The organism is Providencia sp. 2023EL-00965 (genome assembly GCF_033550225.1).
Lineage (GTDB): Bacteria > Pseudomonadota > Gammaproteobacteria > Enterobacterales > Enterobacteriaceae > Providencia > Providencia manganoxydans.
Map to the genome: position 1 here is coordinate 109,895 of NZ_JAWUEH010000010.1, position 25,629 is coordinate 135,523.

The following is a 25,629-nucleotide window of genomic DNA, read 5'->3' on the forward strand; positions in this document are numbered from 1 at the left end:
AGAGTTATTATGGAAAGTAAGCACAATCAGTCGGATGAGCAACTGATTGGCCCGTTAAGTCGTCGCCGGTTTATCCAAGGCAGCTCTGCACTAATGGCTGTTCCTTTCTTAGCATCTAAGTCAGTCGCCTCTCTTCCTACAGACCCGTCAGTTATTCCAACAAAAAACATCTCAACTCAGGATAATGAACGGGTCGTTTCGACTTGCAGTAGTTTTGACTGTGGTGGTAAGTGTGATATCAGAGCGCATGTTAAAGAAGGCGTTGTTACACGTATTAGTACACGGCCTGATGCGGATCTTGATGAAGAGATGCCTATTATGCGAGCTTGCGTTCGTGGGCGAAGCTATCGCAAATTTGTCTATCACCCAAACCGCTTAAAATATCCAATGAAACGGGTTGGCAAACGAGGTGAAGGCCGCTTTGAACGAATAAGTTGGCAAGAGGCCACCAGTTTAATTGCGAGTGAATGGCAACGTATCACTGATCAATATGGCCCAGCTTCGCGTTTTGTGAGCCTAAGTACAGGGGTAACCGGAGGTATTTTTTCAGGCGCTAACATGCTACGCCGTTTGTTTAATTTAACGGGGGGATTTCTGGAAAACTACCATTCAGTCAGCAATGGCAATACGATGGCGGTGACACCCTATACTTATGGCACCTCAGCCAGTGGTAGTACCCTCGATACATTAGAAGATACCCCGCTAGTTATTTTATGGGGACATAATCCAAACGAGACTATTTTTGGTCATACCAACCATTATTTTCAAAAAATGAAGAAAAACGGCACTAAATTTATTGTCGTTGATCCACGTTATTCAGATACGGCTTCATCTTTGGCAGATCAATGGATCCCCATTTTACCTACGACAGATAATGCGCTGATGGATGCAATGATGTATGTGATTATCAGCGAAAATTTACATGACCAAGCGTTTATTGATAAGTATACCCTTGGATTTGATGAACATCAGATGCCAGAAGGTGTTGCTGAAAACGAATCATTAGTTGCTTACTTAATGGGTAAAAAAGATGGTATTGCTAAGACACCTGAATGGGCAGAGCCGATAACCAAAGTCCCCGCAGAAACTATCAAACAGTTAGCGAGAGAATATGCATCGACCAAACCAGCAGCCTTAATGCAAGGTTGGGGGCCTCAGCGTCATATTTGTGGTGAGCGTTCTGCGCGAGGTGCAACTTTACTTGCGACGATAACAGGTAATGTTGGTGTTCGTGGTGGTTGGGCCGCTGGATATGGAATGGCGGTAACACCTGATTTACGAAAAACGATTGCAGGGCCTAGCTTATTTGAAAATCAAGTGAAAGCGAAAATTAATATCACGAATTGGGTGCAAGCTTGTGAAAATGCAGCACTTGTTACACCTGATAATGGTTTAAAAAATGCAGAAAAATTGGATACTGAAATTAAAATGATTTTCTCGCTTGCGGGAAATTATATGACTAATCAGAACCCTGATATTTTGCATGCAGCACAAGTGCTGGAAGATGAAAATAAAGTCGAATTTATTGTTTGTAGCGATCTTTATCTTACGCCAAGTGCTAAGTACGCTGATTTGTTATTACCTGAAACCAGTTTTTTAGAGCGTTGGAATATTGGTGGAACTTGGGGACCGGGTGATTACATTATTTTATCCGAAAAAGTGATCGAGCCTGAGTTTGAGCGACGTAGTGACTACGATTGGTTGTGTGATGTTGCTGATAAATTAGGGGTTGGTGAACAATTTAGTGAAGGGCGCACCGAAAAACAGTGGATAGAATATTTAGTGAACGATGCGCATGTAAAACGCCCTGAAGATGGTATCCCAACATTTGATGAGCTGTTAGTTAAACGTCGTCATTTATTAAAACATAAGCCACATACAGGTCATGTTGCTTTCGAAAAAAATATTCAAGATATCGAAGCACATCCATTTGAAACGCCATCAGGGAAAATTGAAATTTTCTCTAAACGGTTATATGACCGCAACAATCGAGATATACCTGCTTTATCACATTACGTCCCAGCGATTGAAGGCCCTGAAGATAGCTTAACGCTTCGCTACCCTTTGCAATTGATCACTTGGAAAGGGCGAAATCGTGCTAACTCTACCCAGTTTGCAAATCCATGGCTACAGGAAGTTCAGCGACAAGAGCTGTGGATAAACCCAATTGATGCTAAGCAACGCGGTATTGCTGATGGTGAGCGAGTTACTGTGAGTAATGACCGTGGCACGACGATGGTTCCCGTTAAGATCACGCAGAGGATCATGCCTGGAGTTGTCGCTTTACAAGCGGGAGCATGGTGGATGCCTGATGAGAAAGGTGTGGACCAAGGTGGATGTGCCAACGTATTAACCTCTGCGCGCAGCACCGCAATGGCACATGGTAATGCGCATCAAACCTTACTGGTGGAGGTAAGCAAAGTATGAGTAAGTTTGAAATTCGGCCAGCGGTTAGTGATCGACAGTTAGGATTTTATATTGACTCGGCACGTTGCTCTGGCTGCAAAGCCTGTCAGGTTTCTTGTAAAGATAAAAACAATCTTGAGGTCGGTCGCAAGTTTCGTCGTGTCTATGAAGTCACTGGGGGGGAGTTTATTGAAAACGGGAAGGGTGGGCTGATAAATAATGTCTTCGCTTACACCTTATCGATTTCATGTAACCATTGTAAAGACCCAATGTGTGTTAAAAACTGCCCAACAACGGCAATGCATAAACGCGAAGGTGATGGCATTGTGCTAGTTAATACAGACAAATGTGTTGGTTGTGGCACTTGTGCGTGGTCATGTCCTTATGGTGCACCACAGATGAACCCAGAAACTCAGCAAATGTCTAAATGCGATTTTTGCATTGATTTACAACTAAAAGGTGAATCTCCTGTTTGTGTGGCAACCTGCCCTTTAGGTGCTATTCAATTTGGTCCTATCGACGAATTAAGAAAACGCTATGGCTCACTAGCCGATGTAAAAGGGTTACCTGATTCATCGATTACTCATCCAAATTTGGTTATCCACCCACATCAAGGTGCAGGGCGTCATACTATGACATCTCAAGGAGAGAAAAAATGAATGAATGGCCATTATTACTGTTTACGTTTTTGATGCAAACCTCTATTGGTCTAACTTTAATGTTAGTTCTCTCCGCTAAAAAATTAGCGGGTTTATTCGAGCGGGGGATTAGTCGTTCATTTTTACTTGGTTACCTTTTTGTTGGTTGTGTTTTTGCTGGAATAGGATTGATTTCTTCAATTACTCATTTAGGTGTGCCACTTAATGCACCAAACTCGTTGTTGAATATTTTCTCGTCTTGGCTCAGTCGGGAAGTGGTATTGACTGCGACTTACTTTACCTTTTTAGGATTGGCATTTTTATGGGCATGGTTTAAGAAAGAGTTATCTTATCCATTATTGAGTTTAGCAGCTGTCGCTGGGCTATGTGATGTTTATGCGATGGCATCGATTTATCGTTATACATCAATGCTAGTATGGATGAGTGATAATACTTATCTAATGTTTTATGGCGCTACATTCACACTGGGGGCGGCTGGATATTATTTATTAGTTAATTTGTTGCTAAAGTATAAGCAAGAGAATGTCGTTAAACATTTGCCTTACCAATGGGGTTGGGGTCTGTGTGCCGTTATTAGTGCCAGTTTATTTATTAGACTGTTATATCAACCTTATTATGAACGTTATCTGGCCGATACTTCGTATAATAATGAATCAATTACGTTTCCGATTTCCTCCATTGAGGCTTATCAATATATCGCTTCATTGCGGTTAGTCGGTTGGGGGATAGCAATAGTTGCAGTATTTGTGCTTGGATATAGCGTGTTCCTTCGAACTAAAACTCATCTAGGTAATGTAGCTACTGTGAGTCGCCAGAAATTTTTAGTATTGGGATGCTGTGGCGCGATTGTAGGGGAGTTTATGCTGCGTTACTGTTTTTATTATATTCATATTTAACATTAATAGTGGCTTTAAAAGGTTTAGACGTTTCTTATGATCCATTTTTCGCATTATGCTGCGGCTTTTAACCTACTAGGGACTTGCTATTTATTTGCACCAAGTGATGAAACAAGTCATAGTGCACTGAATTTTTTTAAGACGGAAAATTTTGCAGAGCAGTGGCCTTGTAAAATAGGTAACTCATTGAGTCAACAAATTAAAAGTGCACTAGAAATCAATTTTGAACAATTAAATACTCAGTGGGTAGAGTTATTTATTGGTCCTGATAGTTTACCGGCTCCTCCTTGGGGGTCGGTGTATTTAGATCCTGAAGGCGTGCTGCATGGATCATCAACAGTTGCACTAAGTGAGTTTTTAAAACGAGAAAGATTAAAATTACAGACTAATTATCCTGAACCCTCAGATCACATAGGATTAATGTTATTTCAAGCTGCCGTTCTTGCTTCAGAAATACGAGAAAAGGCATTAATTGAGTTACTTGATGCACATTTAGGGACTTGGTTACCGTTATTTGCAACACAATTTAATCGTGTTGTTGATAGCCCATTTTATACAGCTCTGACAGAGTTAACATTAGTTACTGTTAATCAATGTCGCCGATAGTTCTATGATGAATAAGTAAACGGGAGAAATTCCATCGCTCCCGTTTTAATTTCATTTATGGACTAAATAATTTTAAGTTAAAAAATAGTAAACGGAGCTATCACAGAAAATTTAATATCTTTTTCATCTTGGAAGACATTATTATAACCACCACCCCAACTTGGAATATTGGAATGGTTATCATAGCGTGTATAGTGCAGCTTAAATGTTGTGTCTTTCGCTTTTCCTGATTGGATGGTATACATAATATCAAAATTCCATGCACTTTCAGTGAGACGTTTATTTGGATCTACACCAGAGGTAATATTTGTATTCGGTTTTGCATCCCAACCATGAATATATGATGTTCCGACTTTCCAACCAGCAAGATCCCAATTGGTTAAATCGTACGTTACACCAGCAAATAAGGCTTTTTCACCATCGGCGTTAAAGTCTGAGCGGCCATCCCACCAAATATCTAACCGACCATTAGAAGAGCCATAATGATTAGTTAAACGTTGTAAAAAGTAGCCCATCCGACCTGGTGAATGGATCATGGTTCCTTCTAGACGAAAATCAAATGAGTCATAAGTATAACCGAGAGTAAAGGCTTGTAACCATGCAAAGCCATCATATACATCGTTGACCCCGCCGCTATTGTCTTTGTCATTTGCACCATAAAACTGATAGGACAGTCTGAGATCTCGTTCAGCGAGAGGGAAGGCATAAGACAATTTACCAAAGTACTGTTCCATATAATCTGGCGCTTCGCCCACTGCGGCTTCTAATACCAATTTATTTTTAGCGTCATATTTAACGCCTAATGAATGCAGGTAATCAATTGGGGTTGAGCCATCAGCCATACGGAAATCATACATTGTGGTATACCATGGTGCTTTATACTCATCTGTCCACATGTAGGAAATGTTAAATTTACCATTTGAGTCAGCATCAAACTCAGCACCTAATTCAGCTCCTCGATATGTGCCAGGCAAAAAACTCCAGTTAGGTGCTAGCAATGTTTGCCCTGCGGGTTGTATATAACCTACATTAGCCCAAAATGGTCCGGCTTTTAATTTGGTTGCTGCTTTGGTGAATGTAAATCCACTACGGTCACCTTTCCATTTTTCATCCCAAACCGTTTTTGCATCGCTAAGACCAATTTCATTTGGAGCCGCAGGGCCAGCATTAGAAAGCTCAAACGCGTAAAAACCTGTGAAATCGAAACCAATAAAATCTTGAATATATCCAGATGAAAAATCTAAGGCAACATTCGCTGAAGAATGCTTTAAGTTATCTGAGTATTTATTGGTTGTAGTGTCTTTTCTTGAGCGATCTCTTTGCAAATAATAAATACCACCTTTTAATGTTGAATCTTCAAAAAAAGGTTCTGCATTGATTTTTGGAATATAGCAGGATGCAGTTAATATCGAAAATATCTCTAATGCTAATAGCTTTTTAGTATGCTTGCTCATTGAATTAGCCATTCTTTATTCCTCAATATCTCTTGAGTTAATTAATTTTTATTTTATATATATAGGAGGTGGGCAATAACTTAATAAAATATTATTCCCATAATAGTTATATTTTTTGTCAGAAATTAAGCAATCTGAAAATGTCTATTTTAGTATGATAAATGCGGTTAGTTGATAAATGTATTAAAAGTTAGTCATTATACTTGCTTTAATAAGATAAGGTGGATTTTTGTTCTGTTTAGATGATTATGTATAGACTTTATGCTTAAATATTATTTCTATTCTTTGTTTTTTAAATGAATTTAATTTTTTTTGTTATTTATAAATGTCAATGAGAAACAATTAATAGAGCTAAGATAATAAAATAATATGTTCTTTTTTTTATGTGATTGACTGTCAATGTTTTCCAATGTGTCGCATAAGGACAAAAAAATGTCATCTTCAGCTATTAAATAAAGAAAAAATTCATATATATATTAATGAAAATAAAAATTAACCAAGGGTTTTATATGAGCGAGTCAGTCGGATCTATAAAGTCACACAGATTACCGTTAGTAACATGGAAAATATATTTAGCACCTATAATTGGTGGTGTATTTATACCTATGATGTTTTTATGGGCGCCTTTAATATCTATACAGATGGATAAAGAACTTGGATTTTCGCCTGAAAAGGTAGGCTTTATTTATATGATTGAAATATTAACAGGTATGACAGCGAATATATTGGCTTTCTTCTGGTTAAAAACTAAGATTAATTGGTATCATATATTTGTTGCGATGATTTTCTTGACAGCAATATTGAATATAATTTCTGGTTTTCTAATTAAAGATCATTTTAATTTATATATAGCAGTAAGGATTTTAGCCGCAATATCAGGCTCTACAATTTTTATTATTACCAATTCAAGTATGGCATTGTTACCAAATTCGTACCGAGCATTTAGTATCTCTTTGTTTAGCCAGATTATTTTAGGTAGCTTGGGGCTGTTTATACTTCCCTTATTTCTTGGTGAATATGGCATATTTTCTGTTTATCTTTTTGTATCGATACTGCTAGTTTGTGTATTACCATTAACAAAAGGTATTGATTCAATTTGGCGTATGAAAGAAGAAAATATCTTCAAGGAAAAATCACAATCACAGCAAGGAATTGAACCTCGTTCTTATGCAATAAGAAAAGATATGTACTTATGCCTCGCAGGTATTTTTCTATTTAACCTTGTAGTTGCTGGTGTATGGACATTTATTGGTGGGTATTTAACATCATTAAATGTAGAGCTATCCGTTGTTTATAATGTCCTAGGTTCATCCAGTATGGTTGGGATATTAGGTGCAGGGACATCTATTTTGTTCAGTAAAAAAGTGAATTTTGTTATTGTAACTTGCTTTATATTCTTAATTGCTTCTGTTTTGGCAATGTACATGAATATTAATGTTTTACTGGTTATTGTTAGTTGTTATGCATTTAAATATATCTGGACATTGATTTTACCTTTTACAATGAGTATTGCAGCAGAGTATGAAGTTGATGGAAATACGATGAACCTTGTTTCATTATCATTAGGCTTAGGAATAGCATTAGGACCAATGCTTAGTGGTATGTTTATCGAAAGAGTTAGCTTTTCTTCAATGTTTCTATTCAATCTTATAATGCTGATAATCTCTATGGCCATCATTATGAAAATTATATTTAAATCAAGTAAAAATAAATAAGGCCTAATACTAATGAAAGAAAATTTAAATAATTATCATGTTCATACGACATGGCAAGAAGTATTAAATGGTATCTCACTTAAAGACAAAAAATATTTAATTACGGGAGCTAACATTGGTTTAGGAAAGGAATCTGCTAAAGCAATACTAAGTCATGATGGCTGCGTTATACTGACTGTACGAACAGAAGAAAAGAAACAAACACTTTATGAAGAATTAATTTCACAATTTGACTCAAGTTTATTTGAAATTCGATTACTTGATTTAGCTTCACTGGCAGATATCCGTCGTTTTACTAAGGAGTTGCAATTAGAAAGTACTAAGTTAGATGGTGTACTTGGTAATGCCGGAATTATGGCGACGGATTTTAAATATACAGTCGATGGATTTGAACAACAATTTGGTGTTAATCATTTAGGGCATTTTGTTCTAATTAATCGGCTGACTGCTTGTTTATTAAAAGGCGCGCGAATTGTAATGATGACATCGGGGGCGCACCGCCTAAGCAATGTTGATTTAGTCGATCCTAATTTCAATCATCGTGAATATAGCCGCTGGACAGCTTATGGTCAGTCTAAATCAGCGAATGTGTTATTTGCGTTTGAATTTGATCGGCGCTGGAAAGACTATAATGTCCGCGCATTTGCTGTAGCTCCTGGTATTGTGCTGGATACCAATCTTCATTTGCATTTACAACATGATGATTTTAATGAATTGGCGGAGAAACAAGACACTGACAAAGTCCCTGTGAAATCATTGCAGGCGGGGGTAGCAACCCAAATCATGGCACTTTGCCATCCTGAATTTGCTAATAAAGGCGGGATTTTCTTAGAGCATTGTAATTACTCTCAAGTTAATGGCGATACTCGCCAAGGAACAGGGGTCATTCCATGGGTTTTAGATACGGAATTTGGGAAAAAACTTTGGCAACTGTCAGAAGAAATGGTCAATGAAGTCTTTCCTGAAACGGCTAAGCTTGCCTATGAAATTAGTTACGGAGAACTTGCACATAATCGATTACCTCAAAGCCAGAAATTGGAGCTGACAGGTATTGAATTTAAAACTGAAGATTCGATTATCGAAATGTTCTTTGAACAGGAGACTTGCACGATAGAAGGGTATCATCACCCTGAGGTTTCAATTCCTTCTATCGCTAATTATGAGTTGATTGAAGTTCGTGATAACTTGTTTTTTGTCGATCTTTTATTTACTGAAAATACAGAGATCACTGCATCAATAGCGATAGATTTTAAAACCAATAAGGCACTGTTTGTGTTGACACGTTATCAACCAGCGAGTACGCCTGACCAAAATGCCCCTATACCACTAAAATTAGCCTCGAATTATCAACAGTATTTTACGCCAGCGATTGTATTAACGGGGAATCATCAAGTTGAACACAGCCAATATCCTCATATTACAAAAGATTTAATCGGGAGCCGATCGTTATATTGTTACTCGACTTCAATACCTACCGTTTATGAGCATATTTATATTAATTCACACTGGTATTGTTATAACGTGATTAACGGAATAAGAAAGGGGGATGGGGGCTGCGATCAAGTTAGTTACTATAAATTTGATGATTCAACTTATGTGGTGACTTGGCGAGAGCTACTTATCGACCTATCTTTTGTATTTGTTTATGACCTTGATAATAAAACCACCACAGGGAAAGGTTGGGGAAATCTTTCTGACGTCAATAAGATGATCAACATACCTGCTGGCGCTCATATTATTTCGCTTAACTCGTTGAATTATCCATTGAATTATATTCCAACCTAAGGTGATGATAATGAGTCAGGGAGTTGATTTAGTAATTATTAATGCAAAAGTTGCTACGGTGGATAAAGATTTTTCATTTGCAGAAGCTATCGCTATTCTAAAAGGCAGGATTGTAGCTGTCGGTAGTAATGAGGCAATTAAACGAAAAATAGGCCATCAAACTCGTGTTATTGATGCAGATAATAAACTAGTTTTACCCGCAGTTCATGATGCGCATATCCATGCTACGCATACAGGTATGTTGATTTCAGGAGACTTTTTAAATCTATTTGAAAGTAAAACAAAATGTGATTTTGATAATCAGCTAGATGCTCATTTATGCACCGAAAAAAATAGGGATTGGATATACGGCATTGGATGCCAATTTGAGCTCAGTGATGAAAATAACCAAAGCTTTAGTCTTAGTAAATCATATTTAACTGATCGAATACCAGAAAAAATGGCAAGTTTTAGTGATTTTAGCTTGCATAATTTAATTGTAAATCAGAGTGTTATTGATAAGCTTGAAATGAATCTGACCAATTTGCCAAGGGAAGTAGGGCGAGTAGGTTTAGACGATCAAGGTGATTTGAATGGAATTATTTTTGAATGGGGAGCAATGAATCTTGTTGGTAAACATCTCCCCCAGTTATCCGATGAAGAGCTTAAAAAGTATATTTTATTGGTTCAAAGCCATTTATTACAAAATGGGATCACTAGCTATACCGATATTTTAGGACCTGGTGGTGAGCATTTATTTCATGGCGCATGGAGTAGTCGAATTATTCAATTATATAAGGAACTCCATGATGAAAATAAATTATTGGCTCGAGTCAGCGTCGATCTTTTTGCGGCTAAAGATGGGATCCATAGTTTTGAGCATATTATAGCTGGCATTGAAGAATTTGAGTTTCCTGTTGGCCTTGATAAATCATGGTTAAAAATTGATACCATCAAATTGTTTGGCGATAGTTCACCCTGTATTAGAACTGCCTGTAATGGCTATCATGGTGAATTAACATTTGCAGGTAATAATATTGAACAACAAATAGCAGAGCTCAAAAAAACAATAATTGAATTGCATTGCTTAGGCTGGCAGGTTGGGATCCATGCAATTGGAGGGAAAACGATTGATGCAGCGATCGATGCTTTCTGCTACGCAGAAAAAATAATGCCTAATAAAGATCTGCGCCATTTTATTATTCATGGTGATGATTTAACTATAAATAATGCAAAAATAATGGCGAAAAATAATATTTTGCTTTCCTGTCAACCTGTTGCTGGTTATTGCATTATCGACGGTATTAAACAGCTCATTCCTGATGAATACAATGCTAAGTTATTTGATTGGCAGTCATATATTAATGAAGGAGTTACTGTGGCGGCGGGATCAGATGCCTGTTGTTTCCCATTTAATTGGTTAGAAGGGCTTGAATTTACAGTTACGCGCAGAGCAAAAAACAATAAAGTTTATCAAGCTGAATTAGCTTGCAATATTGAAGATGCTATTCGTATGTATACGATAAACGGCGCTATTCAAGAACATTTAGAAGATGAGCTTGGCTCTATCGAAATTGGCAAATTTGCCGATATACAAATACTGAGCCACGACATATTTACCATCCCTCCCGATCAAATAGGAAAAACAAAAGTAGTGACAACTATTTGTAATGGAAAAGTGGTTTACGAGCGGTAAGCCGCTTTTATACCGTTAAAAAGTCTTGAATTTCACTATTTTTCTAGAGGAGGGATTATGCTTTGTACGATTAAAAATCCAGCAATTAAAACGGGCTTTTTTTATCATGAATATTGTTTATGGGGCCGTAGCCATAAATCTTCGCCTTTAGGACACAATCAAATGAATTGGCTGCAACCTTTTGCAACTAATGAATTTGGTGCTAGTTCTGCAAGTTGTGTGCGTCGATTTAAATCATTAATTGATATTAGTGGTATGAAAGATCATTTATTTACCAGTAGTGGCGTACCAATTACTTATAATGACGCAGCTCGAGTGCACACAGAAGAGTATTTAAATAATTTTATTGAGTTGAGTAAAAATGAGGGAGGAGAACTAGGCTTACAAGCTGCTTTCGGTCCTGGAAGTTATCAAATTGCATTATTATCAGCTGGACAAGCAAAAGCTGCGGTTCATCATGTTATGCAAGGTTCATTAAATAGAGCTTATGCTGTTTGTGTTCCTGCGGGACATCATGCTTTACCTGATAAAGCGATGGGAGCCACGTATCTCGCAAATAGCAGCATTGCGGCTAAATATGCCTTGGAATGTTTAGGGGCAAACAAAGTTGCCATATTAGATTGGGATGTTCACCATGGAAATGGTACTCAAGCCATTTTTTATGATGATAATAAAGTTCTCACAATATCAATGCATCAAGATAATTGTTTCCCAATTAATTCGGGGGGAGTTGAAGAACAAGGTAGTCGGGAAGGATTAGGTTTTAATATTAATATTCCTTTATTACCTGGATGTGGGCACGATGAATATTTATATGCACTAAGAACAATAGTGCTTCCTGCTCTAACCACTTATAAACCTGATATCATTATTGTTGGTAGTGGATATGATGCAAGCACTTTTGATCCTTTAGGCCATATGCAACTTCATAGCCAAAGTTTTAGAGAAATGATGGAAAGCATTGTGGCTATAGCAGAGGATATTTGTCACGGGAAAGTCGTGGTTGTTCATGAAGGTGGCTATTCAGAGCACTATGTTCCTTTTTGTGCGTTGGCTGCATTGGAAGGATTAAGTGGAATAAAAACGCATGTTATTGATCCTTTTATTTCATTTATTCAACAGCAACGTATTCCAGAAGCATTAAAAGATTTACAAGAAAACCTTATTAATTATCAGGCTATCAAATTAGGTTTATAAACAATTAAATTCTCGATACTAAAAAAATCGTTCTAGTATTACTCCCATCTATTAATAAGGTGTTTAACCATGAATATATTAAAAACAAATGACTGTATTATTGTCGGATGGCATTCATCTTGTTATACAGGAAATTTTGACTCACAATTAAATAGTATTATTATAGAGGTTAATGACATTTTAAATAAAATGGGTATCAGCTATGCTGATATGTTGAAACATACTATTGCAATTAAAAGTGGCGAAGTTGATCCTATTTATGCAATTAATCAATTTCATGAAGTTAGTCGAAAAATATCTAAAGGATATGGAGAGAAAAAACCTGTAGGTACTATTATTAAGCTTCCTAAGCTATTGTCTGATAATGCATTGGTCGCGATCGAATTTATTTTTCCATGTAAAAAAACAGATGTTTTATGTTTACCTTTTAACACTATGAAAATGGATGTAAGTCGTTCTTTAATATATGAAAAACTTCTATATATTACCGGTACGGAAGCCTTGGAAGTTGTAGATGATGCTATTAATTCTTATTATGTGAGCAGTACTTTAGAAGAACAAATTGAAGTTGTATTTCAAAAAATCAATCATTCAATTATCGAGCTTGATTATCTGATGGATGATATATTTTTATTGAATGTTTATTTACGTAGCGATATTGCTTACCAAACCGCAGTCGAATTGATAAAGCAAGAAATTGCTAAATATACAGATAATACACTTGCGATTAACTGTAATATTAATGTCACGTATTGTGATGGTATGGCTACTGATGATTTTTTAATTGAAATAGATGGTTTTGTTAAGAACAAAAACTCCACTTCAGATGAGCCTATTAGTTATGCATGTTTTCAACTTAATTTAGACTTGTATGATAGCTTTAATCATGCCAAAAATCATCTTGATAACTTATTAAAGAATAACGTATCACCAAGTATTAGAATTACAACAAAATATGTTAAGAGTAAAAATAGCAGCGAGGTCTATATTGATATTATACATGATGAACTGATGATGAAATTAAACAATGCTAATATAGATAATTATATCATAGAGACACTTCCAGTTAGAAAGCTAATGAATAATAAGTCTTTTTTAGAAATAAATATTCATTCATTTTAATTCATATAATAGGTGATAATATGACTGAGCAACTAATTCATGATATATCATTTGATACTTTTACTAATGAGTTAAAGAAAAATAGGTTGAAAAGAAGTAATGAGATTATAAATATTGAATTCAATCTTTTTTTAAATAATGAGAGTTTTTATTTTTGTATTGATGAAAATGATAGGATCAAGACGAATAGTATATTTCTTAGTGATTATTTTGATAACAAAAATAGGCAAATCAGTGATTTAACTGAAGCTGCACAAGGTGTTTTTTTGATTGAGTTATCAAAAGGTAATGTGGATTTTGCTCACACAGTTCTGATCTTAGATTTGAATAATAACAATGTTGTTTTATTTGTTTCTCAATATCAACCGAGCAAAAAAACATCACCTCGTTTTGAACAAAACTACCATATTGGTAGGATTATTGGTAACCATTCAAATACGCTGTTACCAACAGAAACTCGTGATTTGATAGGATTACATATTTTAAATGAATATAGTGATACGACCGCAGTAGAACATATCTATATTAATAGTCAGTGGTATGCTTACCATATCTATGGTGGTGTGCGTCATGGTGATTGTGATTGTGACCAAGCAAGTTATTTAAAAATTAGAGATAATGTCTATTTATTAGGTTTCAGGGAACGAGCAGTGGATGTGGCGATTATCTTGATACTGGATATGGAATCAATGCGGAATACAGGGTTTGCTATTGGTTACACGGATCAACAATGGTTTAGTATTCCTATTGGAGCGTACATGAAAAAAATTAACAAAAGGTTAGATGAACATAACCTTTATGCTTTGTGATGACCATTTTTTTTAATGTATTGAAGCGGTGGTGAGCCAGTCCAGCGTTTGAAGGCTTTTGAAAATGCGGCACTGTCGGTATAGCCTAGCAATTCAGCTAGGCTATCAATTCTGATGTTTTCTTCAACGAGTTTGTTAATTGAAATATCACAACGAATTTTATCGAGAATATCTGAAAAATTGATGTTCTCTTTTGCCAGTTTTCTCTGAAGCGTTCTCGGTGAGATATATAATTTAGAGGCTATCCAAGAGAGTGAAATATCTTTCTCAGATAAAATATATTGATGAACAATGTCTTGAACTCGTGTACTCATTGATGCAGGCATACTTGTTGAGTGTTTGAGTCTGTCCAAATGGTTTTTTAAGAAAAAATAAAGGTTTCATCATACTCTTTTTGGTTAAAATTATCATGAAGCCAATGTTCACTGAATGAAATCGCATTGAATTTAGCATTGTCTTCATAATGAGTAGGAATTATTTTCTTTAAATTTTCTTTGTCTTTTTTAGTGAGTGCATATTGAAAATGGAATGAATCAGGTACCCAGTTTTCCCCTAATCGCTCACGTAATTGGCTCACTAAACGAAACAGACTATACTCAATATCAAATCTATAAAAATCAGGCTTAAGTATACTGACTTCATAGTTAACAAAAGCTTTATGATTTTCTATGATAATATTTGTGTTAGTTTTACCTTGAAATAAATCGGTATATTTATTCAATTCAATTAAGGCATCATATAATGTCTTTGCAGACATAAAAATCTCTCCAATAGGAGAGTAGTTATGATTACAAGAGGAAAGTCCAGCTTTAGCGCACCATTGTAAGTCTTTGGTTTCATAGGCGATTAATCGTAAAAATTCGTTATATACCTGTATTGGGGCGACCTCAGTTAGCTTTAATAGCTTAAATTTATTATATAAAACTTTCGATCTATATGAGAAAGGGACATCTATTGATTGCAAATAACTTATTATCTCAGATAATTTGAGTTGGTGTATGTATGAATGACTAGAGTGATGAATACTATTTTCTTTTTTCATATTGATGTCTCGTATTAAGGAGATACTATTTTTATGAATTAAATACACCAATTCATCATTTTTAGATAATAAATTTACATGTTACTAACTAAATAGCAACGATTTTGTATGGTTATCACTTTATATAGATAAATTAAATCAATCGCATCCCTTTTTATATTAATTAATAGATATGGTTAATTAATGTTTACTCTCATACATAAAATACTGATGGTATTTATATACAAAAGGGATAATAGATTTAGAATTCATTATTTTTTATCGCCATAAGTGATGGTCTTTTTAAGGTGGTCGTAAATAGATTGATTATGTTTGTCTTTATTGCCTTATATTCAAATCACTGTAAGAAACTTTGCGTTATACCACTAAAGTATTAGTCACAGTTGCAGATAAAAATGATACTGGTATAACAATTACGAATAAATATGATCCTCATTTTTTTCGCTGCTATCCATAATAAATAACAAGAAATATTTTAGTTAGGGGGTATATGGTGTTAGGTTTCTTTAATCGGTTGTTGGCGCATGACGATGCTGGAAAGTTATTATTGCGCATTACTATTGGTGGGCTCATGTTGTTCCATGGCATGAGTAAATTATTAACGGGAGCTAGCGGTGTTAAAGCCATGTTAGCTGCTTACGGTTTACCTGAATTTATTGCGTATGGGACCATCTTAGGTGAAGTGGTCGCGCCTATTTTGATTATTCTGGGTATTTTAACACGACCATCGGCACTTTTGGTTGCTTTCACTATGGTGGTTGCATGGTTGATGGTCGGTTTAGATAAAACTTTTGTACTTGAAAAAACAGGTGCGTGGGCAATAGAAAGTATCGTTTACTTTTTTGTTGGCTCTATTGCTTTGGCATTGATGGGAGCGGGGCGGTTCTCTATTATCAAAAACCCAAAGTGGCGTTAAATATTGTAAGGCCATCGAGTTTGATGGCCGTAACTGATCATGATCACATTCTTTCGATAAAGGCTTTGTGTGATTTGAGAGCCTGTAAGTAATTGTGCATTACGGCAGTAGGTTTAAGGAAATTAATTTTTTCTAAGAACAGTAAAAATGAGCCGATATATGCATCAACCGCAGTGAGCTGTTTTCCACAAATATAAGGAGCAGCGTTGGCGATCCCAGTCTCTAAACAATCCATTACTCGATCTAATGAACCAAAACCTGACATTTTTTGTTGTTCGGCATCTAATTCTAAGCCCATAGCATGAGCAGTAAATGCAGCTTCAATTGGACCCGCAGTGAAAAAGAACCAACGGTAATAATCAGCGCGTTCAGGTGCTCCTAATGCGGGAGCTAAACCTTTCTCAATAAATTTATCGGCTAAATAGACACAGATAGCGGCAGTTTCGGTAATAATTTTATCGCCATCGACTAATGCAGGCACTTTTCCCATTGGATTAATTGCAAGATATTCTTTAGTGTGCATTTCCTCACCATAATCGAGTTCAATACGCTGGTACGGTACGTTGAGTAGCTTAAATAGTAGATCAACCGTATTACCGCGCGACATTGAATTGGTGTACAGAGTTAGTGAGCTCATGATCTTTTCCTTATGATTAAGTTGAGGTGTAATCATAAGGAAAGCTGTTGTCAGATTTTGTCAGTAGTCATGCATAAAACGTCTTTTCGCCACTGTTCAAATAAATAATGTTTTGGGTACGGTAATTTGTCATCAAGGGCTGAATAGGATTGGATCCGATCTAATCGAAAATGGCGATAGCTTTGGCGTAATTCACACCATGCTGCAAGTACCTGAGTCTCTCTCATATAGCCAATAGCAATAGGCCAAATGATTCTATTGCTGTGTTTACCTTGTTCATCTTGATATTCAATTTTAGCCTTGGTTTCTTTACGTAAACTACGACGTAGATCTTTGGCTATCACATTATCAATAGATGTAGTTTGGGTACTTGGTGCAAATAATGTTGTTTGGTGAATAACAGTTTGAGCGCCCTGTTTGACCACAGAATTAATTTTATTTACGGCGCGCATTGCAGCTAATTTAAGTTCTTCATCGGCATTGTTTTCAACCCAGCGTAAGCCAAGGATCAGGGCTTCTAATTCATTATCATCGAACATTAATGGAGGCAGTAATAACCCCGATTTTAATTGGTAGCCAATTCCAGCTTCCCCCACAATTTCTGCACCCTGACAACGCAATGAGTCAATATCACGATAAATGGATCTGACACTTATCTGTAATTTTGATGCAAGCGTATCCGCTGTTATTGGATAACGGCTCTCTTTTAAAATTTGTAATAAGGTCAGCAAACGTTGGGTGCGAGTCATTTTTATCTATTTCAGGCCATAGGGGGTAAAAGTCATCATTTAAAGTGTGGTAAGGTGTTCGACCGTACCACACTTTATTATGCAATTTTATTTATTAAGATTGTACTTTTCAAAAACTCATCTAATAAGCGGCTATCACGGCAATAGGGCTCAGGTAGATTAAGTGTTTCAGCGCTTGCAATCGTTTCACTTATTAACCGATCAATTGCAGGTCGGCGGGAACCATATTGGCTTTCATTAGCATTTTGTTTGATTACTAATAGCTCGTCGATTTCTGCTAACACTGTATGATCGGTTACTGTTGCTGCAACTAGTTGCGAAAATGCCATAGGTGGCATATCGTTTGATTGTTCGATCCATCGTAACGCTAATATCGCTCTCAATATATAAAAATACTTTTTAAGCTTTACTTGCTCATTTTTAAAGTCAGTATGTAAGTTACGCTTTGCTATAGATAGATAGTGATAGCGCGCTTTCAATGATGAATAGAATTTTGATGCTAATTGCTCCAATTGTTCAAAGAATAGTTCATCTTTTCTGTAAACAATGGGGGAATGTAGCCATTCAATTAATGCAGGGTTAGAATTACGCATTAACCTCAATGCCTTAGATAGCTCCCAACCTGCTATATCTAATTCGTTATCAATGGGTTTTTCAATAACATCACGTTTGCTATCGAGGGTTAAATACCAATCCAATGAATGAACGTAGATAAATCGCACATCATAATCACTATCACGTGAGGAAAATCCCCATCCACGACTTCCTGATTCACAAGCAAAAAGTACTTTTACTTGATGTTCTATTTCTATTTTTACTAAAGCCTCTCGGATCCGTTTTTGCATCTGTGATGATACCATCACGCATTGACTTTCCATGCTGTTCTCCTATCCTTTTACACACACCACTTGGCGTAGTGTATGTACAATTTCTACCAATGATGATTGCGCGGCCATTACGGCATCAATATCTTTATAGGCCATTGGAATTTCATCAATCACATCACTATCTTTTCGGCACTCAACATGGGCGGTGGCTATTTTCTGATCGGATACGGAATAACGTTTTTTGGCTTCAGTACGACTCATCACACGGCCTGCACCATGGCTACATGAGCAGAAGCTTTCTTCATTTCCTAGACCACGAACGATGAAACTTTTGGCTCCCATTGAGCCTGGAATGATCCCCATTTGTCCTTTTTTCGCCGATACCGCACCTTTACGTGTCACCAAAATTTCTTCACCAAAATGTTGTTCTTTCTGCACATAGTTATGATGGCAATTAACCGCTTCTTGTTGCGTGGTAAAAGGTTTCGCAATCTGTTTAGATAGCGCTTCAAGTACTCGGTGCATCATCACTTCACGGTTATGACGAGCAAAATCTTGTGCCCAACCAACGGCTTCCATGTAGTCATTGAAGTGTCGGCTACCTTCCTCAAAGTAGGCCAAATCGCGATCAGGTAAGTTAGCGATATGTTGCTGCATATCCTGTTGAGCTAATGAAATAAACAGGTTACCTATCGCATTACCGACACCACGTGATCCGCTATGTAGCATCACCCATACTCTATCTTGTTCATCTAAACAAAGTTCAATGAAATGGTTACCGGTCCCCAATGTTCCTAAATGGTTGTAATGATTGGTTCCACGTAGTTTTGGGTACTTATCACAGATACGTTTAAACTGTTCATCTAGAGCAGCCCAATGTTGATCAACTATCTCAGGCGCTCGATGCCATGCTCCTTTATCGCGTCCATGTCGATGAGTTGTACGCCCATGCGGCACCGCAGCTTCAATGGCAAAACGAATGCTTTGTAGGCTGTCTGGCAGATCAGATGCAGTTAATGACGTTCGTACGGCAATCATTCCACATCCTATATCGACACCAACGGCCGCAGGAATAATGGCTCCCTTAGTTGGGATCACGCTACCAATCGTTGAGCCTTTTCCAACATGGACATCTGGCATCACCGCAAGGTGTTTAAAAATAAATGGCATTTTGGCTGTATTTTGGAGTTGCGATACTGCTTTTGGATCAACTGGAACGCCATTAGTCCACATTTTTACTGGGGCGCTATTTTCTAAAATGAATTCGTTAAAGCTACTGCTTATCATTATTTATTCCTTAGTTTTTAATTTTTAGTTGCCACGCTATCTTTACTGACTGCATTCTCGGTTTAGTCATATCTGATAGTGGGTGAAATAAGTATTGCTATAAGCGTGCCAATTATGAAAAATTCGCTGAAAATAATTTCATCCATATGATATTAAATGAATAATTTATTTTTTTGTTTTTAGGGTGTTATTTTTCAAGTAAATGTCTTATGTTATTTTTTATCTTTTTATATATAAACTTATAAATTTATATAAGGTATTTATGGGCAATAAACGTAAAGTGGTCATTGGTGTATTAGGTACTGTCCTAGACAGGCGAGGTAAAAAGGCCAATCGCTGGACAAAATGGCGTCCCACTGTTGGTTTATGTCAGCAACCTGATTTAGATATTCATCGTTTTGAGTTAATTCATCAGATAAATGATTATAGCATGGCCCATCGTGTCAAAGAGGATATTGAGCAAGCATCACCAAATACTGAGGTGGTGTTGAGAGAAGTGAATATTGCTGACCCTTGGGATTTTGAAGAGGTGTATACCTCATTGCTCGATTTTTCGAGTAATTATTGTTTTGATACCGAAAATGAAGAATATTTGGTGCATATTACCACTGGAACCCATGTGGTGCAGATTTGCTGGTTTTTATTAACTGAAGCGCATTATTTACCTGCTAAGTTATTGCAAACATCACCTTCTCAAACAGGGAGGGAAAAGGATCCTGCTGGTATTTATACAGTGATAGATCTTGACCTTAGTCGTTATACTCACATCACCAGTCGCTTTCAAAAAGAACAGCAAGCCCAGATTTCCTTTCTTAAGTCAGGTATTGCAACGCGTAATGCCAAGTTTAATGTCATGATTGAGCAGATGGAGCGTGTCGCATTACGCTCAAAAGCGCCTATTTTGTTAAATGGTCCAACTGGAGCCGGTAAGTCTTTTTTAGCTCGCCGAATTTATCAATTACGTGAAAGCCGTCATCAAGTTAAAGGTCGGTTTGTTGAAGTTAACTGTGCCACTTTACGTGGCGATAATGCGATGTCGACTCTGTTTGGACACATTAAAGGGGCTTTCACAGGAGCCATTAATTCACGCCATGGCTTATTGAAAGAGGCCGATGGCGGTATTTTGTTTTTAGATGAAATTGCAGAGCTTGGTTTGGACGAACAAGCGATGCTGCTTAAAGCGATTGAAGAAAAAAGCTTTTTCCCTTACGGCTCGGATGAAGAAGTAAAAAGTGATTTTCAATTGATCACAGGGACTCATCGTAACCTTGCACAATGGGTTGAAGAAGGTAGATTTCGAGAAGATCTGTATGCACGGATTAATATGTGGACCTTTACTTTGCCGAGTTTGGCTGAAAGACGTGAAGATATTGAGCCGAATATTGATTATGAATTAGCAAAATTTAGTCAAGAGATGCAGAGTCAAATTCGTTTCGATAGTGAGGCTCGTCAGGTATATGTTCGATTTGCCTGTTCGAAAAATGCATTGTGGCGTGGAAACTTCCGTGAATTAGGGACATCAATTAGTCGTATGGCAACGTTTGCTGAACATGGGCGGATCACAAAAGCGATCGTTGATGAGGAGATCATACGTTTGCAATCACAATGGCTCAGTAAAAGGACAATGACTCAGTCTCTACCAGCAGAAATTGGTGAAATTGATCTATTTGAGCAGCAACAGTTGGCAACCGTTCTTGAGGTTTGCCGACATTCAGCGAGCCTTTCAGAGGCTGGGCGAACTCTGTTTGCGGTTTCTCGTCAGCAGAAAAAACAGCCTAATGATGCTGATCGATTACGTAAATATTTGGCGCGCTTTGGGTTAGAGTGGGAAAGGCTCAAAAACAATGAGTTATTGGAAAAATAATAGTGGCTTATACGGTTTGATATGTAGTTATGATTTTTTGAAAAAATCTTGCAAAAAGTGATGCTGGTAAATTTGAATTATTTGGAATAGATTGAAATCATTAAATATAATAAAAACAATTAATTATATAAGGGTTGAAATATGGAGTTAACTTTCCTAGGAACGAGTGCTGGCGTACCAACAAAAGAGCGTAATGTGACTAGTATGCTGTTAAATCTTACAGGGATCCGCAAAACCTACTGGCTATTTGACTGTGGTGAAGGTACTCAACATCGGATCCTTAATAGCGTATTTAAGGCGCCGAGAATCGAGAAAATTTTTATTACTCATTTACATGGTGATCATATTTTTGGTTTACCGGGGTTGTTATGTAGTCGATCAATGGGGGGATCGACTGATTTATTAACATTATATGGACCAAAAGGGCTCAAACAGTACGTGGAAACGGTATTAACGTTGAGTGCCTCTTACTTAACTTATCCATTGGAAATTATTGAAATAGAAGCGGGACAGTTGTTTGATGATGGTCAGCTAATTGTGACGGCATATCCATTGGATCATCGTGTTGAGTGCTATGGCTATCGTATCGAAGAACATCCCAAACTTGGCTCGTTAGATACTGAAAAATTAGCGAAGGATAATATTCCTCGCGGACCATGGATGCAGGCACTGAAAGAAGGTGAAACTATCACCCTAGATGATGGACGGACGGTTAATGGGACTGATTATTTAGGTGAGCCGAGAGCAGGAAAAGTGATTGCTATTTTTGGTGATACTGAGCCAACGGAGCAGGCGCGATTACTGGCGCAAAATGCTGATGTGATGGTGCATGAAACAACGTTAGAAAATGCGTTTTATGAAAAAGCCAATGAGCGTGGACATAGTACGACTGGGCAAGCTGCGCAGTTAGCACGTGATGCTGGAGTGAAACGGTTTATCGCAACGCATATTAGTGGCCGTTATAGTGCAGAGGACGTACCTATGTTACTGGCTGAGTGCCAGGCTATTTTCCCAAATACCGAAATAGCCGCCGACTATTTGACGATTAAAATTTAAAATTAAACCACCTAAAGCTCAGGCTAGGTGGTTTTTTACTTATTCGCTTTGGTTGGGATAGGGCTCAAATTGATGTTGATCGTCACTCATTAAACTCATCAATCTATAGTTAACGAATAATTTTTCCCTTCCAACCTGCATTTCATGTAATACATTAATATCACAAAGCTTTTTTAGATACTCTGATGCAGTTTGTCGTTGTGCGATTTTTTTATCAACTAAATTTTTGATCCGGCAGTAAGGTTGTTCGAAAATGCACTGTAATAATTCATAGCTATAAACATCATTATGATGTGTTTTAATATATGAAGATGTCAGTTCCATTAAATCACGAATGGCATTGATTTTTTCCATTGTCCATTTTGATGTATGTTCAACGGCAGAGAGCATATAGAGGATCCATGACTGCCAGTCATTTTCTTTGGTAACGTTTAACAGCAAAGAGTAATACTCATTTCTATTTTTAATAATATAGCGGCTTAAATAGAGGACAGGGATAGTAATCAAGCCTTTTTCGATTAAAAATAATATATTTAAGATCCTTCCTGTACGCCCATTGCCATCTGTATACGGGTGAATAGCTTCAAATTGATAATGAGTGAGGGCTAGTTTAACTAAAGGATCTAAATCATCTTCTTGGTGGATAAATTTTTCCCAATTACTGAGAAGCTCTGTAATTTTCTGCTCCCCTAGTGGCGGTGTGTAAATAATTTCCCCCGTCTTTTGATTTTTTAGTGCGGTTCCAGGCAGCTTTCTAACTTCCATCTGAGTATTTTTAATGGTATTACAGACTTTCAATGCCGTATTTGCACATAATGGTCGATTTTCTAATTCTTTATAGCCTTCATAGAGTGCAGTTCGATAGCGCAAAGCTTCCTTAGTCATTGGATCTGCATGACTATCTTCATTGATATACTGAAAAAGCTTATCTGTCGTTGTTACGATATTTTCTATTTCAGAGCTATCTTTCGCTTCAAGTATCGGAATAAGATTAATTAATAAATTTTGATTAAGTAATAATTCACCCGCTTGTTTTAGCCCTTCTAGTGCTGTTCTTGCTTCAACACAGGCTTTCAAAACAACTTTTGTTTCAACATCTTGTTGTGGAGGAAGTTGAGGTAAATTGTTATGGGGTAGTACAGGATCCCAATTCATTGTCATATCTCTATTATTGTCGTTTGTCATAGAGTATAAACTAAAATTGGTGATCTCACTTTAAATATGTCGAAAAATCGTGAAAAAATGTACATGTTTTGAGGTTATGTCGACTCAATCGACACGTCATCATGATGTGTCGAAAAATTATAAAAAAATGTACATATTCTGAGGTTATGTCGACTCAATCGACACGTCGTCATAATATGTCGAAAGTTTTATAAAAAATCGACATATTGAAGCTAGTATATAACTTTCACAAACCCATTGCGGCAATAGGTCTCGTATTCATCTGAGAGTTGCCGATTAGTGATGATGATATCAAATTGGGAGAGAGCCCCCATATTTGCAGTCGCTACCTCGTCAAATTGATTGTATTTTGCGAGTAAAATTTTACGAATCGACTTTTCCATCGCTTTCTTTTTCATTGGTAGATCATCTAAGTTGTAGCAGGTAACACCATAGCTACTATGAATACCCGCTGCGGAAATAAAGGCTTTTTTAGGGTTTATTGAATCGAGAATTGAAGGTTGGGTTGGATTATAAAAAGAGTCGCTCTTAGGGTGATATTCCCCACCGCATAATAATGCCGTAGCATTTTTTTTCTGACTGAGAGCAAGAAAAACGTTATGGGAGTAACAAATACCCGTGAAATTGATTTCTTCAGGGATCAGTGAAATCAGTGTTGCCATCTCGATGCCATTATCAAAAAAGATCACATCGTCTTCGGATACCATACTTGCTGCTAAATTAGGGATATACAACTCTTCAGTTTGATCGGGGGTAAAAATGTTGGCTTGTGGATCGTTTTGCTGCGGTGAGGATGGTTGGGTAACAGAAACAATATAGCCACCAAGAAGGGACATAGGGATAGGGCCTTCAGTATCTGCATTTAAGTCACGGCGAATCGTCATTTCAGAGACTTCAAGTATTCTCGCTGCTTCTTTAAGATGAATTCTTCCTGAGCGTTTAATACATTCGCTCAATCGACGAAGGCGTTCTTTTTGTTTAGTTTCTATCACCGAGCAATCCTTTTTTAATTGGCGCGGGCTGGCCGCGCCCCATCGTTTAGTACCCACTTGAGGTTACATTTTCGCCCGAGACAATCGCGACACTCGCGCTAGCACCAACGCGGTTGGCTCCGGCTTTGATCATTCTCTCTGCTGTTTCACGGTCGCGAACACCACCAGAGGCTTTAACTCCAATTTCCTCACCAACCACTTTACGCATTAATGCAACATGGTGTTCAGTTGCCCCCATTGTACTGAAACCTGTTGAGGTTTTCACAAAACCAACGTTCAATGTGCGGCAAATTTCACAAACTTGAATAATTTCTTCATCAGTTAGCAAACAAGTTTCTAAAATGACTTTTAGTGTTGCATTGCCACACGCGGCTAAAACGGTCGCGATGTCTTGGCGAACAAACTCTAGGTCACCACTTTTTAGCATCCCCACATTGATCACCATATCAACTTCATTTGCGCCACGACGCACGGCTTCAGCGGCTTCAAACGCTTTTGCTTCTGTTAAGCAGGCACCGAGAGGAAAGCCTACCACACAACAGACCATAACATCGCTATTTTTGAGACACTCGCTAGCTAAAGGAACATAGCCTGTGTTAACACATACGGAAGCAAAGTGATATTCAGCGGCTTCGGCGCAAAGCTGTTTGATGTCATTTACGGTAGCATTGGCTGCTAATAAAGTGTGATCGATAAATTGTGCTAAGTTTTTCATTTAAATGTTTCCTATAAAGATCAAATATGGGTTTC

The 25,629-nt window shown here is 37.2% G+C and carries 23 protein-coding genes; 13 read left to right on the forward strand and 10 right to left on the reverse strand.

Annotation, left to right across the window (positions count from 1 at the left end; translation table 11 throughout):
- Positions 1-9: 9 nt before the first annotated feature.
- Genes SC428_RS13665 through SC428_RS13680 form a run of 4 tightly spaced genes read left to right on the forward strand, consistent with a single transcriptional unit; the run spans position 10 to position 4,567 of the window.
- On the forward strand, positions 10-2,427 hold the full coding sequence (locus tag SC428_RS13665) for a DMSO/selenate family reductase complex A subunit (protein ID WP_318708096.1): 2,418 nt from the start codon (positions 10-12) through the stop codon (positions 2,425-2,427).
- Positions 2,424-3,065 carry a DMSO/selenate family reductase complex B subunit gene (locus tag SC428_RS13670; protein ID WP_070927278.1) on the forward strand — a complete coding sequence of 214 codons (642 nt, stop codon included), beginning with the start codon at positions 2,424-2,426 and terminating at the stop codon, positions 3,063-3,065. Before SC428_RS13665 ends, SC428_RS13670 begins: the two co-directional genes overlap by 4 nt.
- Positions 3,062-3,961: a dimethyl sulfoxide reductase anchor subunit family protein gene (locus SC428_RS13675; RefSeq protein WP_318708098.1), complete on the forward strand. Its 900-nt coding sequence runs from the start codon at positions 3,062-3,064 to the stop codon at positions 3,959-3,961. Before SC428_RS13670 ends, SC428_RS13675 begins: the two co-directional genes overlap by 4 nt.
- A 36-nt stretch (positions 3,962-3,997) precedes the next feature.
- Positions 3,998-4,567, forward strand: a complete 570-nt coding sequence (locus SC428_RS13680; protein WP_070927274.1) for a molecular chaperone TorD family protein — start codon at positions 3,998-4,000, stop codon at positions 4,565-4,567.
- Between the two features lie 77 nt (positions 4,568-4,644).
- On the opposite strand, the gene chiP is transcribed toward SC428_RS13680, so the two are convergent.
- Positions 4,645-6,021 carry a chitoporin ChiP gene (gene chiP / locus SC428_RS13685; protein WP_410003661.1) on the reverse strand — a complete coding sequence of 459 codons (1,377 nt, stop codon included), beginning with the start codon at positions 6,019-6,021 and terminating at the stop codon, positions 4,645-4,647.
- A gap of 509 nt (positions 6,022-6,530) precedes the next feature.
- On the opposite strand from chiP, the gene SC428_RS13690 reads away from it, so the two are divergent.
- The 6 genes from SC428_RS13690 to SC428_RS13715 all read left to right on the forward strand — a co-directional run bounded on the left by SC428_RS13690 (position 6,531) and on the right by SC428_RS13715 (position 14,324).
- Positions 6,531-7,736, forward strand: a complete 1,206-nt coding sequence (locus tag SC428_RS13690; protein WP_318708103.1) for an MFS transporter — start codon at positions 6,531-6,533, stop codon at positions 7,734-7,736.
- 12 nt (positions 7,737-7,748) lie between these two features.
- The gene (locus SC428_RS13695; protein ID WP_070927268.1) at positions 7,749-9,521 is read left to right on the forward strand and encodes an SDR family NAD(P)-dependent oxidoreductase; all 1,773 of its coding nucleotides are present in this window, start codon (positions 7,749-7,751) and stop codon (positions 9,519-9,521) included.
- A gap of 10 nt (positions 9,522-9,531) precedes the next feature.
- Positions 9,532-11,196 (forward strand): amidohydrolase, encoded by a 1,665-nt coding sequence (locus SC428_RS13700; protein WP_318708105.1) that lies wholly within the window; start codon positions 9,532-9,534, stop codon positions 11,194-11,196.
- A 57-nt stretch (positions 11,197-11,253) separates the two neighbouring features.
- A complete protein-coding gene (locus SC428_RS13705; protein WP_070927265.1) occupies positions 11,254-12,393 on the forward strand; it encodes a class II histone deacetylase in 1,140 nt (379 codons plus the stop codon).
- 69 nt (positions 12,394-12,462) lie between these two features.
- A complete protein-coding gene (locus SC428_RS13710; protein ID WP_140187240.1) occupies positions 12,463-13,515 on the forward strand; it encodes a RidA family protein in 1,053 nt (350 codons plus the stop codon).
- Between the two features lie 20 nt (positions 13,516-13,535).
- Positions 13,536-14,324: a MoaF C-terminal domain-containing protein gene (locus SC428_RS13715; RefSeq protein WP_070927263.1), complete on the forward strand. Its 789-nt coding sequence runs from the start codon at positions 13,536-13,538 to the stop codon at positions 14,322-14,324.
- On the opposite strand, the gene SC428_RS13720 is transcribed toward SC428_RS13715, so the two are convergent.
- Positions 14,312-14,638 carry a helix-turn-helix domain-containing protein gene (locus tag SC428_RS13720; RefSeq protein WP_254679868.1) on the reverse strand — a complete coding sequence of 109 codons (327 nt, stop codon included), beginning with the start codon at positions 14,636-14,638 and terminating at the stop codon, positions 14,312-14,314. The genes SC428_RS13715 and SC428_RS13720 overlap by 13 nt on opposite strands.
- A gap of 47 nt (positions 14,639-14,685) precedes the next feature.
- Complete coding sequence (locus SC428_RS13725; protein ID WP_254679867.1) at positions 14,686-15,366, reverse strand: AraC family transcriptional regulator ligand-binding domain-containing protein; 681 nt, start codon at positions 15,364-15,366, stop codon at positions 14,686-14,688.
- A gap of 493 nt (positions 15,367-15,859) precedes the next feature.
- Here SC428_RS13725 and SC428_RS13730 point away from each other — a divergent pair, with 493 nt between their 5' ends.
- Positions 15,860-16,282: a DoxX family protein gene (locus SC428_RS13730; protein ID WP_070927306.1), complete on the forward strand. Its 423-nt coding sequence runs from the start codon at positions 15,860-15,862 to the stop codon at positions 16,280-16,282.
- A gap of 43 nt (positions 16,283-16,325) precedes the next feature.
- On the opposite strand, the gene SC428_RS13735 is transcribed toward SC428_RS13730, so the two are convergent.
- The 4 genes from SC428_RS13735 to SC428_RS13750 all read right to left on the reverse strand — a co-directional run bounded on the left by SC428_RS13735 (position 16,326) and on the right by SC428_RS13750 (position 19,782).
- Entirely contained in the window at positions 16,326-16,919 is a 594-nt protein-coding gene (locus tag SC428_RS13735) for a glutathione S-transferase family protein (protein ID WP_140178880.1), read from the reverse strand.
- Between the two features lie 50 nt (positions 16,920-16,969).
- Positions 16,970-17,668, reverse strand: a complete 699-nt coding sequence (locus SC428_RS13740) for a YafY family protein (protein ID WP_318708114.1) — start codon at positions 17,666-17,668, stop codon at positions 16,970-16,972.
- Positions 17,669-17,745: 77 nt separating this feature from the next.
- On the reverse strand, positions 17,746-18,546 hold the full coding sequence (locus tag SC428_RS13745; RefSeq protein WP_318708116.1) for a nucleotidyltransferase domain-containing protein: 801 nt from the start codon (positions 18,544-18,546) through the stop codon (positions 17,746-17,748).
- 9 nt (positions 18,547-18,555) lie between these two features.
- A complete protein-coding gene (locus tag SC428_RS13750; protein ID WP_272581118.1) occupies positions 18,556-19,782 on the reverse strand; it encodes an RtcB family protein in 1,227 nt (408 codons plus the stop codon).
- A 262-nt stretch (positions 19,783-20,044) separates the two neighbouring features.
- Here SC428_RS13750 and rtcR point away from each other — a divergent pair, with 262 nt between their 5' ends.
- Together rtcR and rnz are read left to right on the forward strand one after the other, a co-directional pair.
- On the forward strand, positions 20,045-21,646 hold the full coding sequence (gene rtcR, locus SC428_RS13755) for an RNA repair transcriptional activator RtcR (protein ID WP_318708119.1): 1,602 nt from the start codon (positions 20,045-20,047) through the stop codon (positions 21,644-21,646).
- A gap of 141 nt (positions 21,647-21,787) precedes the next feature.
- Positions 21,788-22,702 carry a ribonuclease Z gene (gene rnz / locus SC428_RS13760; RefSeq protein WP_318708121.1) on the forward strand — a complete coding sequence of 305 codons (915 nt, stop codon included), beginning with the start codon at positions 21,788-21,790 and terminating at the stop codon, positions 22,700-22,702.
- A 39-nt stretch (positions 22,703-22,741) separates the two neighbouring features.
- Here the strand turns inward: rnz and fic are convergent, their stop codons facing one another.
- The 3 genes from fic to deoC form a co-directional block, all read right to left on the reverse strand.
- A complete protein-coding gene (gene fic / locus SC428_RS13765) occupies positions 22,742-23,857 on the reverse strand; it encodes a protein adenylyltransferase Fic (protein ID WP_070927252.1) in 1,116 nt (371 codons plus the stop codon).
- A gap of 242 nt (positions 23,858-24,099) precedes the next feature.
- A complete protein-coding gene (gene deoR / locus SC428_RS13770; RefSeq protein WP_070927304.1) occupies positions 24,100-24,879 on the reverse strand; it encodes a DNA-binding transcriptional repressor DeoR in 780 nt (259 codons plus the stop codon).
- Between the two features lie 46 nt (positions 24,880-24,925).
- Positions 24,926-25,594 carry a deoxyribose-phosphate aldolase gene (gene deoC, locus SC428_RS13775; RefSeq protein WP_070927250.1) on the reverse strand — a complete coding sequence of 223 codons (669 nt, stop codon included), beginning with the start codon at positions 25,592-25,594 and terminating at the stop codon, positions 24,926-24,928.
- Between the last annotated feature and the right edge of the window lie 35 nt (positions 25,595-25,629).